The 17510-nt window shown below is 46.4% G+C and carries 11 protein-coding genes and 1 pseudogene; all 12 read right to left on the bottom strand.

Annotation, left to right across the window (positions count from 1 at the left end; all coding sequences use genetic code 11):
- The 12 genes and pseudogenes from rsmD to KGF65_RS14265 all read right to left on the bottom strand — a co-directional run bounded on the left by rsmD (window position 1) and on the right by KGF65_RS14265 (window position 16550).
- Window positions 1–564 carry a 16S rRNA (guanine(966)-N(2))-methyltransferase RsmD gene (gene rsmD, locus KGF65_RS14320; protein WP_101873308.1) on the bottom strand — a complete coding sequence of 188 codons (564 nt, stop codon included), beginning with the start codon at window positions 562–564 and terminating at the stop codon, window positions 1–3.
- Window positions 565–579: 15 nt separating this feature from the next.
- Complete coding sequence (locus KGF65_RS14315; RefSeq protein WP_050338434.1) at window positions 580–888, bottom strand: YlbG family protein; 309 nt, start codon at window positions 886–888, stop codon at window positions 580–582.
- A 544-nt stretch (window positions 889–1432) separates the two neighbouring features.
- Window positions 1433–4864, bottom strand: a complete 3432-nt coding sequence (locus tag KGF65_RS14310) for a pyruvate carboxylase (protein ID WP_105924005.1) — start codon at window positions 4862–4864, stop codon at window positions 1433–1435.
- Between the two features lie 31 nt (window positions 4865–4895).
- Window positions 4896–6062: an FtsW/RodA/SpoVE family cell cycle protein gene (locus tag KGF65_RS14305; RefSeq protein ID WP_050338432.1), complete on the bottom strand. Its 1167-nt coding sequence runs from the start codon at window positions 6060–6062 to the stop codon at window positions 4896–4898.
- A gap of 1090 nt (window positions 6063–7152) precedes the next feature.
- A complete protein-coding gene (locus KGF65_RS14300; RefSeq protein ID WP_216748510.1) occupies window positions 7153–8754 on the bottom strand; it encodes a TIGR03766 family XrtG-associated glycosyltransferase in 1602 nt (533 codons plus the stop codon).
- A gap of 66 nt (window positions 8755–8820) precedes the next feature.
- Window positions 8821–10175, bottom strand: a pseudogene (locus KGF65_RS14295) (TIGR03111 family XrtG-associated glycosyltransferase).
- Entirely contained in the window at window positions 10175–10774 is a 600-nt protein-coding gene (xrtG, locus tag KGF65_RS14290) for an exosortase family protein XrtG (protein ID WP_101873304.1), read from the bottom strand. Before xrtG ends, KGF65_RS14295 begins: the two are co-directional and overlap by 1 nt.
- 96 nt (window positions 10775–10870) lie before the next feature.
- Entirely contained in the window at window positions 10871–12181 is a 1311-nt protein-coding gene (locus KGF65_RS14285) for a Firmicu-CTERM sorting domain-containing protein (RefSeq protein ID WP_213472537.1), read from the bottom strand.
- A 345-nt stretch (window positions 12182–12526) separates the two neighbouring features.
- Window positions 12527–14365 carry a translational GTPase TypA gene (gene typA / locus KGF65_RS14280; RefSeq protein WP_082230221.1) on the bottom strand — a complete coding sequence of 613 codons (1839 nt, stop codon included), beginning with the start codon at window positions 14363–14365 and terminating at the stop codon, window positions 12527–12529.
- Window positions 14366–14554: 189 nt separating this feature from the next.
- Window positions 14555–15328, bottom strand: coding sequence for an inositol monophosphatase family protein (locus KGF65_RS14275; protein ID WP_101874304.1), 774 nt, complete (start codon window positions 15326–15328; stop codon window positions 14555–14557).
- 9 nt (window positions 15329–15337) lie between these two features.
- Window positions 15338–15631, bottom strand: a complete 294-nt coding sequence (locus KGF65_RS14270; RefSeq protein ID WP_050338425.1) for a UPF0223 family protein — start codon at window positions 15629–15631, stop codon at window positions 15338–15340.
- Complete coding sequence (locus KGF65_RS14265) at window positions 15609–16550, bottom strand: lactate dehydrogenase (RefSeq protein ID WP_216748511.1); 942 nt, start codon at window positions 16548–16550, stop codon at window positions 15609–15611. Before KGF65_RS14265 ends, KGF65_RS14270 begins: the two co-directional genes overlap by 23 nt.
- Window positions 16551–17510 lie beyond the last annotated feature (960 nt).

Here is a 17510-nt window from a genome sequence, read left to right as displayed (position 1 = left end):
CTAGACTTCCTCCGTTACTTTTTGATAAATGGTAATGACTGTAATGCCGTAATCCTGTTGCCGAACCAAGGCAAAGCCAGGCAAATCTGCGGGCAAATTGGCATTCGTATCAGTCTCACACACGATGTGGCAACCCGGATTCAACAAGCCCAGGGCCGCACAGCGTTGAATGTCCTTGACAATTTGTTGCTGAGCGTACGGCGGGTCTAAAAATACCCAGTCAAAACGCTCATTTTGTGCAGCTAGTCGGTCTAGAACCCGCTGAGCATCACCTTTAATGACTTCAAAGCGGTCTGGGGCCTTAGTCACCGCAATATTATCCTTGATCGTTTTAATGGCCTGATACTGGCGGTCAATCAAAACGGCGCGGTCGACACCACGCGAGACTGCCTCGATACTCAGCCCACCACTGCCGGCAAATAAATCTAGTGATTGGCCACCATCGAAGTACGGGCCAATAATATTAAACACCGCTTCTTTGACTTTATCCGTGGTCGGTCGCGTCTGCATTCCAGGAACCGCCTTTAAGCGCCGGCCACCAAAGTCACCTGCTACAATTCGCATCTCTTTTTCACCAACTTAATCTTCTTCATCATCATCGTCGTCAGGTGCACCGGTCGTCGTTGGCTTGAAAAAGCCCTGATCCACCCGTTCACCAAAGTTCATGGCAACGTCCGGCCGGTACGACGGTTCTACCTTGCGGACAAAATTTAATTTTTTAATTTTCGTCGTGGCTGCCGGAATTTGATGTTCATCCATGTACAACACGACGTAATGTTGCTTACGTGATTGATATTGAATCAATCCAAAACGCTTCAGTTGACGCACCTGCTTCATCGAATAAAGATACACGATCAACGAACGACGCGGCTTAACTGTAAAATCCATCGAACCTCACCTCTTCTACATAAATTACTGTTACGCGTTGTGTTAGTTATTATTTAGCACTGAAGATAATCAAAACGTGCCAGTTAGTGGATTCCTGTTCGTCAGCCAGTGATCGTCTTAATCCGACTTCCGGGGCTGGCTGACAATTGCTGGAACGTAAGCCGACATCGATTTGAACTCACGCAGAAAATCACTGCGCAATTTCAAATACGAGTCTTATTCTAAGCCGGAGTAGGACGCAACCATAATACAGGTTTACGCTAACTTGCCGTGTTTTCAGAGATCCTTAGCTGGCGGTTTTGAACTTCATAAATGGCACGTTTTGATTATGATTCATGACAAATTAACTCGCACAATGCGTAATACTGTTGTTTAAATGTTAGACTAGATTCTGGATTTCGTCAACTAACTTCTGAATTCCCGGCCTAACCTGTTTCTAACGTCTAAACCTAAAAATCATCAACAGCCATAGCCATTGATGATTTTGAGTCTGTACTGTTTGCACGAAATGGATCAATCGTAATCCACTTGCGCCTAATACCAATTACTGTGGTGCAATTTCCAATAACAAGTCATCCGTCTGAATAACGTCGCCCGCACTGACATAGATGTGTTCGATCAGGCCATCTTCAGGCGCTTGAATCGTCGTTTCCATCTTCATCGCTTCAGTAACCAGTAGAGGTTCACCCTTCTTAACGGACTGGCCCTTCTTGACAAGCAGCTTCAATACGGAGCCGCTCATGGTTGCCCCAACTTCATTTTCATTAGTTGGTTCCGCCTTGCGCGTGCTGGTTGACGATTGATGAACCGAATTATCCTTGATCATGATTTCTTGGTTTTGCCCATTGATGCTAAAGTACAGCGTTCGTACCCCATCCACGTCCGGATCACTGATTTGGTTGAGTTTGACGATCATCGTCTTACCCTTCGCCAATTCAATATTGACCGTTTCACCTAAACGCATGCCTTGGAAGAAGGTCGGCGTGTCTAACAGCGAGACGTGCCCGTAACGTTTGTGGCTTGCATCGTAATCCATGAAGACTTTCGGATACAGAATGTAACTCAAGACTTCTTGATGGTTGGCCTCGTGACCGAGTTTAGCTGACAATTCAGTCTTGACTGCTTCAAAATCAGCTGGTTTGGCCAAACTACCCGGGCGAACCGTTAATGCCGGATGCCCCTTCAAAATGATCTGTTGCAATTTCTTCGGAAAACCACCGACTGGTTGGCCGAGATTACCAGCAAAGAAATTAATCACTGATTCAGGGAAGTCGAGCTTGTCACCATGATCGTAGATGTCCTCTGGCGTTAAGTGATTTTCCATCATAAACAGCGCCATATCACCGACCACTTTAGAACTTGGCGTCACCTTGATGATATCGCCAAACATGTCATTGACCGTCGCATACATCGCCTTGACTTCTTCCCAACGATCACCGAGGCCCATTGCCTTGGCTTGTTGTTGTAAGTTAGAATACTGACCACCAGGCATCTGCGTTTGGTAAATGTCGGTTTGTGGCCCAGTCATTCCATTTGAGAAGTCTTGGTAGTATGGCCGTACGCCTTGCCAGTAACGGTTAATTGCTTCAACGTTATTAATATCGATATCTGGTTGCCGGTCGTTATGTGCTAACGCATAGTAAAGCGTACTCATCGAAGGTTGACTGGTCGTGCCAGACAAAGCGCTGGCGGCAACATCGACCACGTCGACACCCGCATCCACAGCACGAGCATAGGTAAAGATACCGTTTCCGGTGGTGTCGTGCGTGTGTAAGTGCACTGGAATCGTTAAGGCATCCTTCAAGGTTGACACTAACTCATAAGCGGCTTCTGGCTTCAAGACACCCGCCATATCTTTAATGGCGATGATATCGGCACCAGTCGATTGTAAGTCTAACGCTAATTGCCGGTAGTAAGCCAAGTCATACTTTTGCCGGTTTGGATCCATAATATCACCGGTATAACAAATGGTGGCTTCCGCAATTTTACCCGTTTCTTTGACCGCCTGAATACTCTTTTCCATCTGTGGAATCCAGTTCAAACTATCAAAAATCCGGAAAACATCGATACCACTCTTGGCCGCTTCCAAAATAAATTCACGAATAACGTTATCCGGATAATTTTGGTAACCAACCGCGTTAGACCCCCGGAACAACATCTGGAACAAGGTCCGTGGCATGGCTTGGCGTAGCTCTTTGAGACGATTCCATGGATTTTCATTTAAGAATCGGTATGCCACGTCAAAGGTTGCACCGCCCCACATTTCATATGAGAACAATTGTGGCATCGCTTTTTGTGACGCCGCAGCAACGGCCAACATGTCCTTGGTCCGCATTCGGGTCGCAAACAGGCTTTGGTGAGCATCGCGCATCGTCGTATCTGTCAGCAAGACCTGTTTCTGATCAAGCAACCAGCTCTGTAAACCACTAACGCCTTTCGAATCTAACACATCTTTAGCCGTCACAATATCGGGTGCAATCGGCTTAAAGTCATCCTGAAATTCGACGTCTGGGTAATACTTCTTGGAATGTTGTGCAACGTCAGCAAAACCGTTGACCGTCACGTTCCCGATGTACTTCAACATCTTATCTTCACGTTGCGTGTCATCTGGGAACTTGAACAGTGACGGTGTTTGATCAATAAACCGGGTCCCCGCTTCGCCCGCTTGGAACGTTGGATCATCAATCACATTGAGCATGAATGGAATGTTAGTCTTCACGCCTCGAATATCAAATTCGACCAGCACCCGCCGCATTTTGTGAACGGCAGCCTTAAAGGTACGCGCTGCCACACAAGCCTTAACCAATAAAGAGTCAAAGTATGGCGTCACGATTGCGCCCGAATAGGTATTACCAGCATCCAAACGAACGCCGTTACCACCTGGTGACCGGTACGTTTCGATTCGGCCGGTATCTGGCATAAAGTCGTTCGCCGGGTCTTCGGTCGTGATACGGCACTGAATGGCGGCGCCTTTATAAGTCAACTCATCTTGGTGTGGTAACCGTAAGTCTTTAAACAAATCGCCACCCATCGCAATTTTCAACTGCGCGTGCACAATGTCGATTTCGGTAATCATTTCAGTCACAGTATGTTCCACTTGAACCCGTGGATTGACTTCCATGAAGTAGAACTGGTCGCCTTCCACCAAAAATTCTACGGTGGCGGCGTTTAAATAGTGGACGCTCTTCATCAAGTCGACTGCCGCATTACAAATTCTTTGCCGCAATTCCATTGGCAGCGCAACGGCTGGTGCGAATTCAATCACCTTTTGATTACGCCGTTGCACAGAACAGTCCCGCTCGAACAGGTGCATCACATTACCGTGGGCATCCGCTAAAATCTGAACTTCGATGTGCTTGGGATTAGCAATGAATTTTTCCAAATAAATTTCATCATCGCCAAAGGACTGCATTGCTTCAGAACGTGCCCGGTCAAAGGCTTCTTGTAGTTCAGAAGCTTCATGGACGATTCGCATCCCGCGACCGCCACCACCCATGGCAGCTTTGATCATAATTGGATAACCGTATTGTTGCGTGAATTGGAGTGCTTCGTTCAAGCTCGTTACCGGGTGCAAGGTACTAGGAATCGTCTGTACACCCGCGTCCCGTGCCACCCGTTTGGCTGTAATCTTATCTCCAAACATCTCTAGGTGTTCCGGCTTAGGCCCAACAAAAATCATGCCTTCTTCGGCAATACGCCGAGCAAAGGTGGCATTTTCAGCTAGAAAACCGTAGCCTGGATGAATTGCATCAACATGATTTTCTTTGGCAATTCGAATAATATCTTCGATGTCTAAATAGGCGGCAATGGGCGCCTTGCCTTCACCAACCAGATAGGCTTCGTCAGCTTTGAAACGGTGAACGGAGAACTCGTCTTCTTTGGCGTAAATTGCGACAGTCTGCAAGCCTAATTCATGACAAGCACGAATGACTCGCGTTGCGATTTCGCCACGGTTAGCAATTAATACTTTCTTCACCAAAATCCCTCATTTCCAAATAATATCCTAATTAATCAGCTTGTCGAACGGTATTAGCCCGTTCAATTTTTTCAAGGGCACTAATATTTAAAACTAATCCTAGTGACAACGTCAGCACCATCATACTGGAACCACCATAACTCATGAACGGGAACGTGACCCCGGTAATCGGAATCAACCCAACGATCCCACCTACGTTAATAAACGCTTGAATCGTCAGGTAGGCAGCCACCCCGTAACAGACCAACGCATTGAAAGCGTGATGCGACCGGACGCCAATATAGATGATTCGCATGACGATCACTAACAGTAAGCCCATCACGATTAAGATCCCAATCAAGCCAAGTTCTTCAGCCGTGATCGACATGATAAAATCGGTGTTCGGTTCAGGTAAATAACCGCGCTTTTGCAAACTATTCCCAATACCGACCCCCGTTAAGCCCCCATTAGAAATCGCATAATAGGAATTTACCAGTTGAGTCCCGGCACCTGAAGCGGTCTTGAACGGATTCAAGAAACCCAGGAATCGCCGTAATTGGTAGGAGTTCGCAAAGGCACTCTGCGGTAAGCGACTGACGATGGGCACGAGGATCCATTCAAAGGCCCCGACAGCACCCAGAAAAGCCCCGACCCCGATCAAGTACGAAATCCCACTCGCAAATAAAATCACTGCTGCAATCGCCAAGTTGATGGTCGCCCCACCTAAATCGGGTTGGACAAAAATCAGCAACAGCATGGCGAACAACATCACCAACTGTGGGCCTAATTCACGAAACCGGGCCACGCCTAAAACGTCTTCACGCTGAGCAATGATGGCGGCTAAGTAAATGATTAAATAAAACTTACAAAATTCAGCCGGTTGAATCGAAACTGGCCCCAAAATAATCCAGCCAGCCGCCCCATTGATCGATTTACCGACCAATCGGAGCCCGACTAACACAACTAACATGGCGAACCCTAGAATCCCAAGCCATTTGGTCTTCTTAAAGTAGTCAATCTTTAAGTTCATACAAAATAAGGTGATGATTAACCCCAAGACGACCCAGATCAGTTGCTTAATTAAATAACCGGTGGGTGTCGAGCCGTTTTGTGCGGCCACGTATGAACTCGATGAATAAACCATGACAACGCCGATCCCGCTAAGAATCAAATACGGGATAAACAGCACATAGTCCATATAGTGTAACTTTTTCCACATGAGCTTAAATCCCACCCTAATTAATCTAACAGTCCGATGATATTCCCCACGATTGCTCGAACTGCTTGCTTGCAACAATTATAGCATAAGTCAGTTTTAACACAGTAATTTCACAGATTAATTTGCTGTTTTTTAACCAAGTTACGCTTAACCGCTTACAAACAGGGTATTCACGAATTACGATTACTTGGCGTACTGTTCGTCTGCCGGTATCCTTCCTATTCCGACTTCCGGGGCCGGCTGACAATTGCTGGAACGTAAGCCGACATCGATTTGAACTCACGCAGAAACCCACTGCGTAATTTCAAATACGAGTCTTATTCTAAGCCGGAAGAAGACCACTTCCAGCTTAGAATAACTTGGCTACTGAGCATTGTCAGCCGGCCCCTCCAGTCGGGAAGCCGCTCGAATGGCCGATGAACAGCCACCTAACTTGGTGCAATTGACTCCTAAATATTAGGAGACAGGTCCTTCGAGCAAACTTTAAATCGATATTGATGATGCTTTATGGCATTTTAACACTGGGAAGATTCTGACTGGTCCAGTAAAGTTACTTGTCCGAGGGTTGAAACATGGGTAAGGAAGTTTAGCGATTGTTAGAAACCAGTCTGACTGTTAAGTATCAAAATTTCTTTGTACCAAGAAACCAACGACTAATTCAACAAAAAGTTGGGGCCGTAAATGTCTACCTTTCGAATACTGCCCCGGCTGGCAGGTATTCTGGACAAGGCCCAGTGGTGAAATTTCACTTAGCAAGCGTCTTTTGCTTGGTTAGTGAAAGACCAGTATTTAAGACGTGGTTTGTCGGCTTAAATCTGCGTCCACCACGTTTCCAGCCATTGACCAGAATGCCTGGAAGCCGGCGTAGGGTGCGTCCACAACTGCAGGTCTACGCACTCGCTCCATTTTCCAGCGGTCCTCAGCTGGCCGCTTTTGGCTTTAAGAACCGGCACTTTTCAATCATAATTCAGGATAAATACTAACGGGCACAACGGGTGGTCCGAAACTATTACTGACATCACCTAAAAAACCACCTTCAGCACAGCAGCCAAAAGTGATTAATAATCCATTCGATTTAAAGCAAACATGGTCAATCATCAGCTGTCGACTTCGCTTCATCTGCCGCGATGGCTTTGGCTAATTTGCGGTGATACCAATCAGCCACTCGCCGCACATTGATGACGGCACGTTCGAAAGAAAAACTACTTAGTAATAGTAAACATGGTAAGTATTGAATCAGGTAACGACTCCGGCCACCTTCAAAGGCTAGTAGAAAAAGAAAGCCACCAATCAGCGATAACCGCAATAATTGCGTTAGCTGCCGGCGCGGTCCAGTTCCAATGGCAATAATGACTAGCAATGTGATCCACCACAACTGGGCGACGTAACGGAAATCCGCGATGTGACGGCCATAGAGATAGATGAAGTTTTTGAGCCAATTGCTAAAACCACGGTTACTTGGTTTTTGATTCTCGCGGAAGAAGTTTCCTTCCTTGAGCCAACCAAACGTTCCATCGGCCGTGTTGTTGCGCTGCTTCTTGATTAAAAAGGACACATATCCCATCGGCCCTAATTGCTTCAGGCGCCGTGTGAGCATCCGGATCGAATAATCTGTTTTCTGTTGTTCAGTGGGTAGAACCGCCATCTGAATCGCTTGTTTTTCACTGTAGCCACCACTGCCGTAGACCCCCATCGCCATGAAATGAATCGCTGGAATGGCACGGGATTTATCGAGTCTGATATACGTCTGGTCTTGAATCGCACGGTTAGTGTAATGATAAGTGAAACCTGCACTTTCGACCATTAGGATCAGCATGGCGACAACGATAAAGACGCGCGGCCCCTTGAGTGGACCATGCCGATGTAATGCACCCAATCCTTCGATAATCACAATGGCAATCACGGGAATAATCGAAGAGGGTTTCATAAAATACGTCAAAGTGACGCTGATTCCGAAACCGACCGCCGCAATCAATCGTGGTAACGGTGACCAGTCAGTCTGCCGCATCACAAAATAGCAGCATAAATAAAATGAAACCAGTGGTAATCCCCATGCATCGGTGTACGGCATGATGATACTTGGAAAGACGGCTAACCAGGCAGCGTGCAAATACAACGCGATGCCTAGCGCTTGTCGCCGAACGACCCACACACTGACCAGATTGAAAATGGCGGATAAATCGACAAACAACAACGTCAAATAATCAAAAAATTGCCACGAAGTCTGCCCTGTCACTTCTGACAGCCAATGCATCAATAACATGATTGGCATGTTATTTTGGTTGAGACTATAATAGGCCGTCACCCCGACTTCTTGGACGTGTTTGGCGCTAGTCGCTGCATAGTGCAACATGCCGGCATCAAACCCACTGACGGGATGAACAAACGTGACGAAGATAATTTGTCCAATCACTACTAACGCGAGTAGTCCACTTGCTGTCCAGAGCTGGCGGGTCACGAAGACCGTCACGAACCAACGGTGGATTTGCGGATAAGTGGCGTTTAAGATAACCACCGCCACGATTGCAATAATCAAACTAGTCGTTAGCATCGTCGTACTGGTCCCAAACGTCGCATTGTCGCCCAGAATGATATTGGGTGACGTCACCGCAAATACTAACGTCAAGCCAAATAGAATCCACCAAATCACGCTGATCGTCGTGTGACTAAACCGATAAAAGTAATTTTTCATGCAACACCACCCCCATTTCCATCTCGCTAAATATCATCCCCGGCCAGGTACCGACACGAGACGCCGTTACTTTTCTTTGCGGCGCTGCCGATAATAATCGCGAACCGTTTGCCGATCATCACGTAAAACCGCGATGAGTTGGTGCCACTCTTCAGAAAAACCTCGCATCCGCCAAGTCGCATGGGTCGTCATCGCATTGATAACGCCGACCAAACGGATCCAGCCGGTCAAAAACATGTATATGGGCAGCGTCAAAGTCAACCACCATAGACGTGAGTAAAAACGTCGTTCAGCCGGATACGGCTTCAAAAGAATCCCCACGCTGATAAAGTTAATCACACCTACCAGCACGTATAGCCCATAGATGAGTAGGTAGGACAAGCCCACGACCAGCGTTGAATAACCAAACGCAATCAAGACAAGTGTCGCAAACGTCCAAATCATCCGTGGAAACGTAAACGTATGGTCAATCATGATCCGCCGTACCAGAAAATCCTTGAAAAAGCCTCTGAGACTCGCCGTTTGTGCCATGTAGTTTTGAGCCACTTCCAGTTCACCGCGTTGCCAGCGCTGACGTTGGGTATAGAGTTCCGCAAAGCCGGAAATTGGTTCCACGTAGAAAATGGCATTCGCACAAATCACGACTTTTTTGCCCAAACGAGTCCGAATCTGAAACGTCATATCGGTATCCTCACCAATCGTGTCGGTATCATACAAAAAAGTTTCCATCAAGACTTCCCGCCGAAACGCCGAGAACGCCCCGGACATCGTAAATAATTGGTCGCGAAAAGATTCAATCGTCCGGCCAGATAAGAAGGCCTGCGCATACTCGTAATACTCATTTTTGGCTAATAGCCGGTGCCACCATCCGGACACTTGCTGCACGAGTTGGCGCTGAGGCAGTACGGCGCCTGTCATTGCCGCGATACTGTTGTCACTCTCAAAACGTAAGACCATATTTTTTACCGCGTTTGGTTCCAGCAGGCCGTCACTATCAATATTAATTACATAACTCCCAATACTCTCATAAATCGCCGCGTTCAGTGCCCGTGCCTTCCCCTTATCCGTATTAACATAGCGTAAAAATAAGTTAGGAAAGGCATCTTGGGCCCGTGCATACGCGCCAAAACTATCGTCAGTACTCTGATTATTCGCTAAAATAATCTGCATCGCCTGTTTCGGATACGTCTGCCGATCAATCGAACGAATACAATCAAATAAAGTGTCCTCAGAATTATAAACCGGAACAATAATGGTCACCCAGGGCCATTTTTGCGGTGCTTTAAGTTTCGGCACCGGCGCTGACGATGCATCAATTTAGCAGTCGAAACGATTGACGGGATGATTTCGACGACGATGGGAATCAATGCCCACGTAATCCAAAATCCCATCCTGGTCAACGCCAAGTTTAGCCAATACATCACCGTAAACGATCCCTCCAATCAGCAACCTGTTGATACAATCCTCGTGCCAGTTGTGAATACGTGAAGACGTTGTAATACAGTACGATCACCAACACGTAAAAAATCAAGCGGCCAATCACCGAATGTGCTAGGAAAAAGGCTTCACCGCCGCCAAAATGGACGATTGTAATCACCACATTTAAACGAAGCACGTTAATCAGATAAATATAAAGCAGTCCAAATACGCCATAAAAGACTTTTTCACGTCGCTGGTAAGCCGGATAAAAGGCCACCAACGAAACGAAAGCACACGTTTCAATGATGCCAGAGCACTCATAATCGATCGACATAATAACTGGATTACCAACGTTATTGATATAAACCAGTCCCATTTTGAACATAATCTGACCCCAATTAGTCAGCTCTGTAAAAAGGGCCACGCCGTGAATTACCGCGTGCGTAAAGAACCAGACCCAGTACGGGCGACTAATCGCCGTTAGAATAAAAAAGAGCCCGGCACTTCCCACAATAAAGTAGAAAGCTGATAGCCGAGCTCTTTTGAGCACTGACAGTCCATATAACCATATTACTATTCCTAGGAGAATCTTAAGATTCATCGTATATCAGTCCTATTAATTCACTTCTCGACCACGATACAACGCTAATGGCCGGCAGTATCACTCGTGTCAGTAAACTCATTTGTTATTAACGCCTTATTTTTGAATCTTCGGCGTATCAGTTGGCTTGAGCTGATGCCGTTTACGGAGCTTGAAATAGCCCCAGGCGACGATGACGACGCCAACACCAGAAATCAAGTAAGGGCCAGTTGAACCACCAGCCACCGTTACTTTCTTATCACCAATATTCGGATTATACATCGTAATCGTTTGGCCAGTCATTGTCGATAAGTTAAACTTACTCAAATCAACTTTGAATTCAGCAATGGAATGCGAGCCGTCTTGAGCCACGTAGCCATTGCCAACGGTGCCGTACTGGCTACCTTCGTTCCATTTGCCACCTGTGAAGGAAACGGCCTTGACCGCCCCATCAGATTGCGAACTTGGCATATCACCAGACCAAACGTAGTAATTTTGACCACTAATATCAAAATTATAATCGCCATACCCTGGTACCTGCCCGTATTTCATTTTCACGTAGACGTACACATATTTACCGTCGCTGACCATGGCGGTATAGCCATTATAGCCTTCTGTCAAACTGACATTTTTCCAATCATTAAACTTGCCATCGATCGTGATGTTCAAATTATCGTTATCATTATTGGCATCATTGTTAGTCGTGGACGACGCCTTAGACGCTGACTCCGACTTATCACTGACGACACCGTTGGAACTGACCGCTGCCGAACTGCTAGTGGTGCTCGTGGAACTCGTTGCGGTGCTACTCGAAGTAGAACTGCTTGCCGTACTTGAACTTGAGGCAGCACTCGATGAACTAGCTGATGACGTACTCGTCGAATCAGTGATGGTCCCCGCAGTCGTTGTGGCACTGTCAGAACCAATATTCGGATTCGCCATGGTAATTTCCTTGCCGCTGGCCGTCGACGTTAACCCTAACTTGGTCAAATCAACTTGAAACTCGGCATAATTATGGTGACCATCATTCGTGACATACCCAGTACCGACCGTCCCATACTGGGTACCATCGTTCCACTTGCCCCCAGTCAGTGTGAATGATTTGACACTTCCCGAACTAACTGAACTTGGGATATTACTTGACCAAACGTAGTAAGTCTTACCATCGATTTTGAAATTATAGTCCCCATAACCCGGGACTTGACCATTCTTCATCTTGACGTACACATCGACGTACTTACCCTGACTGGTCAACGCGGTATAACCGTTATAGCCTTCTGTCAAATTGGCACTATCCCAATCACTCATCTTTCCATCGATGGTCACGCTGGTACTCGCTTTGGCGTTCACCGACTGATTGACAACGGCACCCCCAGTCACACCAAGTGCCAACATGCCGAGAATTATCAATTTATTAATCTTTTTCATCCGGTCACACCTCCAAAGCACTGATTAGGTTCATCATCAATCCTAGTAATGATGACCTACAAACAGGTTTCATTCTATAAACCAATATTATACTCTCAATAACAAATAATCAATCATTTATTTCCATGTAAACGAACATAATCAAGGGACAGCGGCTTGTTGACGGTCACCAAAAAAACACCTAGACCAATTGATAGCCCATCCGAATTCTCTAACTGCACTTGACAAGGCGCCTAAATCACCTACGCTAGTCCGAGTAGTCCCGCTTACAGCTGAACCCACATGACATGTTGAGCCGAAAAAAACACGCTCCCCGGTTTGGAGAGCGTGTTAGTTAGCTGAAAATTACTTATTCATTTTCCGCTTCTTGGCTTCTTTTTCACGTGAGTTCGTGTTCAAGATACGTTTCCGTAAACGAACGTGTTCTGGCGTGATTTCGCAGAATTCGTCGCTGTTCAAGAATTCAAGTGATTCTTCCAACGTTAAATGAGTTGGCGTCTTGATTGTCGCCGTCAAGTCCTTGTTAGAAGAACGCACGTTGGTCATGTTCTTACCCTTGGTAATGTTAACCGAAATATCATTTTCACGGCTATTTTGACCAACGATCATACCTTCATAAACTTCAGTACCTGGGTCAACAAAAATCGTTCCCCGGTCTTCAATCCCCATCGTTGCATACGTCGTCGTCTTACCTTGGTTGATTGAAACTAAGGCACCATTCCGACGACCTGGGTTCCAGTTAGGAATAACTGGCAAGTATTCAGAGAAGGTATGGTTCATGATCCCATATCCACGCGTCAATGAAAGGAATTCAGTGGAGTAACCGATCAAGCCCCGTGAAGGTGCTAAGAAGGTCAACCGAGTCTGGTTGTTACCAGTACTTTCCATGTTCTTCATTTCAGCTTTACGCTTCGATAAGGTATCGATAATTGAACCAGTGTATTCGTCTGGCGTATCGATTTGAACAGATTCAAATGGTTCGCAACGTTTGCCATCGATTTCGCGATAGATAACTTCTGGACGGGAAGCTTGTAATTCATAACCTTCACGCCGTAACGTTTCAATTAAGATTGACAAATGCAATTCACCACGACCTGAAACGACCCATGAACCAGGTTCGTCAGTGTCGTCGACCCGTAACGAAACATCAGTTTCAAGTTCGGCCTTTAACCGCATTTCAAGTTGACGCGCCGTCACAAACTTCCCTTCCTTACCAGCAAATGGTGAGGAGTTGGTTCCGAAAGTCATTTGTAAAGTTGGTTCATCAATCCGCAAGATCGGTAAAGCTTCAGGGTTTGCTGAATCAGCAACCGTTTCACCAACGTTGATGTCTTCCATCCCAGAAACTGCAACTAAGTCACCGGCATGGGCTTCGTCGATTTCCAACCGTTGTAATCCGAAGAACCCGAATAACTTAGTGACCCGGAAGTTCTTCTTACTACCGTCGAGCTTCATAACTGAAACGCTGTCGCCGACTTTGATCGTCCCACGGAAGACCCGACCAATTCCGACACGACCAACATAATCGTTGTAGTCCAATAGGGCCACTTGGAATTGTAATGGTTCGTCAGAGTTATCGATTGGTGATGGAATCGTCTTGATGATGGTATCAAAGATTGGTTTCATCGTGTGTTCCTGCTTAGCAGGATCTGATTCGTAACTAGAAGTCCCGTTCAAGGCTGAAACATAAACTACTGGGAAGTCTAATTGTGATTCGTCCGCGCCAAGTTCGATGAAGAGGTCAAGCACTTCGTCAACCACTTCTTCAGGACGGGCACCAGGACGGTCGATTTTGTTAATCACTACGATTGGTGTTAAGTGTTGTTCCAAAGCTTTCTTCAACACAAACCGAGTTTGGGGCATCGTTCCTTCAAACGCATCAACGACGAGTAACACCCCGTCAACCATGCGCATGATACGTTCAACTTCACCACCGAAGTCGGCATGTCCTGGGGTATCCAGGATGTTGATTTGCTTGTCGCCGTAACGTACGGCCGTGTTTTTCGAAAGGATCGTGATACCGCGTTCCTTTTCAATGGCATTAGTGTCCATCGCCCGATCATCAATCTGGACGTGTTCGTCAAGGGTATCCGATTGTTTAAGCATTTCGTTAACCAACGTCGTTTTACCGTGGTCAACGTGGGCAATAATGGCAATGTTGCGGATATCATCTCTAAATTTCAAAATTGATCTTCCTTTCATCCTTCAAAATTCTCACTATCCTCGATAGCAGAAATCTTACATATATTAATACAATCTGCCGTTACTATCAAGTCATGACTGCAACCTGAATCGGTCGTAACGGCGCTTTCAGTGGTTTTCATCCATTGACATAAAAAAACTGTGACATATGGGTCACAGTCCCACTACTTACTAGACGATTGCCAAAATTGAACGTTGTGCACGTTTTGTCGCTATCAGTACAGCACCCGATGATAACATATCAACCGGACTGCCGTCAAGAGTTGTGACCACCAAGCCCAGCGTTTCCGCTAGTACGCGACCAGCTGCAAAATCCCATGGTCGCAAGTATGAAAGATAGGCAATCAATTCCCCTGCCAGCACTTGACTGATTTGAATACCGGCACTACCCATGATGCGTGGCCCTAAGGAAGCAGCCACGACTGCTTGCATGTTAAACCGGTCTTGAATGAGCAGTGGTGCACTGGCACCAAATAGGCCATCTGCTAGGTCGGCATCAGCTGGCGACTTCATCGGCTCACCGTTCAGTGTCACACCGAGCTGCGGACCGCCAGCATAGAGTTTATTGGCCATCACATCGTGAATATAGCCCAAGGTTGGCTCACCATCAACATAGAACCCAACCATCATCGCAAAATGATTGCGTTGATGGACAAAATTCATCGTGCCATCAATGGGATCCACGATCCAGACGTGCCCGGCCATGCTAGTGACTCGGTCGCCAGTACCCTCTTCGGCCAAAATATGAGCTGTGGGATCTAGTTGACGAATTTGGCTGATCAAAAAATCTTCGTTACTATGATCAACATTGGTCACTAAATCTCGTCGGCTGGTTTTTTCCGCCACCGTTAACTTGTTCCCCATCTTAGCCAAGACCTGCTCACGTGCCGTTTGCATCACCGTCTGCATGGCATCATTCAACTGTTTCACAACATTCGTTTGCACATTGGTCACCTAGTCTCGGTATTGAAATCGTTGCTTATTGGTTGCTCGTGCGGCTTGCATCGTTTGATAGATCCGATAACCTGAAGCGGCTTCATAATCACGTGAGAGTCGCTTTTCTTCAGATTTCGCCGGAACGACCGTCTTGAAATCATCATACGCCGCTAATAACTCCGCCGTTGCAATCGAGCTTTCATTTGCCGCTTCAATTGCCTGGTAGAAAGTCGTCACCTTGATGATATCAGCCGTCGTCCACGTTTCATCAAGCGGATATTGATAATTATCACTGTGCTTTGGCATCTTCATCCAACTCCCCTGCCGTGACCCGGGCTAGCTCTTCACGAACCTGTCCCGCAATCTCAGCATATTCTTTTTGCTCCTCATCAGACAAGACCATATCTGCCATCCGTTTAAGGCCATTGGCACTAATCAGCACGGGTGAGGACAGTCCAACCAGCTGGTCATCATCGCCACTCGCTTGAATATTAGTCACCGTCCCAATGAAGGGCGTCTGCGCATAAAACGCGTTGAGTATCTGTACTAATGCTAACACACTCAGGGTCTGATTAGTAATCATCGTCGCGTCATCGATTTGATCAGTCGCAGCCGTCATCTCATCCATCCCAAAACTAATATCTTGGTTGGCCAAGTAGGTCATCACTGGCGCCGGACCGATATACGAGCGGCTCCAAGAAATCAAGTGGGCAGCTGCAGTTCCAACAACAAATGCCCGGACATCAGCCGGCCCAACACTCAATTGTTGCCGAAGAAGCTGTTCCAACAAGCGACTCTGTGGCAAGGTACCAACACCAATGACTTTGGAGTGGTCAATGCCACTAAACTTGGCAGCGAGTACACTTAATACGGCGTCATTACTACCTGCCAACACAATTTTACCGTTAAAACCGGCACCCATTGCGTCGTTGACAAACGACCGGAATAATGGCAAGGTCGCCTTTAAATCACCACTAGCATCACCATCGGCAGCCAGTGGCACTAAATTTCCAATAATTAAACTATCGGCTTGTGAATAGTCTGGTTTGAGCTGTGCATCTAAAGTAAACTGACGACAAGTCAAACTAGCCGTGATGAGCGCCTGATAACGTGGCGCTTCATCCGCTTGCGTCGCGACAACCAACTTAATTGGTAAATTCTTAGCAATCGCAACCAAGATCAATTGTTGTACGAACTCGAATAATCCCCGAATAATAACTGTATTGATCATTTTAATCCCTCCAACCTTCGCTAATAATTGTACCTGAGCTGTCAACGAATTCAAGTAAATGTTAACAAAAAGCTTACCATTTTGTAACATTAATGCTAGCCCAATCCGAGTTCAGGTCACATTCTCCGCTCGCTGCCGACCTACCACAGTGTAGACCATTTACTGATAAAAGTTTGGCCCGGATATCTAATAATTACGCAAAATCTTCCCAATAACGCGTGACTCACTTCACTTAATGACGCATTGTACTTCTTGATTTGTCATGAATAATGATTAAAACGTGCTATTTTCTGAGTTCAAATGCTGCCAGCTGAGGCCCGCTGGAAACAGTGCGAGTTACCGTAAACTTTCTGTGGTAGATGCTTCCTACGCCGGCTTCCAGGCATTCTGGGCAATGGCCGGAACGTGGTGGACGCAGATTTAAGCCGACAACCCACGTCTTAAATACTGGTCTTTCACTAACCAAGCCAAAAACGCTTGCTAAGTGAAATTTCACCACTTGGCCTTGCCCCGAATGCCTTCCGGCCGGGACACTATTCGAAAGGCGAACATTTGCGGACTCAACTTTTTATTGAATTAGTCGTTGGTTCTTAACCCACGGTCATTTTGATAGTCAACTGTAAGGCTGGTTTTAAACAATAGCTGACCATTTTGACCCATGCTTTAGAATTTCTAACCAGCAGTTTCACTGAAATTGTCAGAATTTTCTTTGGCCGTTTGAGATGGCAAAGTCAGAAACTATAAACGAAGGCAATTTTATCGACTAAATTCAAGACTAGCGGCCGTGGATTTTGTGAATCATATTCGGTAACCTTCTCAGTATTAAAGTGCCGTAAAGTATCATCGAATATCGATCAAAAGTTTGCTCGAAGGATCTGTCTCCTAACATTCAGTGGTCAATTGCACCAAAGTAGGTGGTCGTTCATCTGCCATTCGAGCGGGTTCCCGACTGGAGGGGCC

This window comes from Lactiplantibacillus sp. 30.2.29 (genome assembly GCF_018991255.1).
Taxonomy (GTDB): domain Bacteria; phylum Bacillota; class Bacilli; order Lactobacillales; family Lactobacillaceae; genus Lactiplantibacillus; species Lactiplantibacillus pentosus.
The sequence above is the reverse complement of the archived record's forward strand: the minus strand, read 5'-3'. Positions and strand labels throughout refer to the sequence as shown.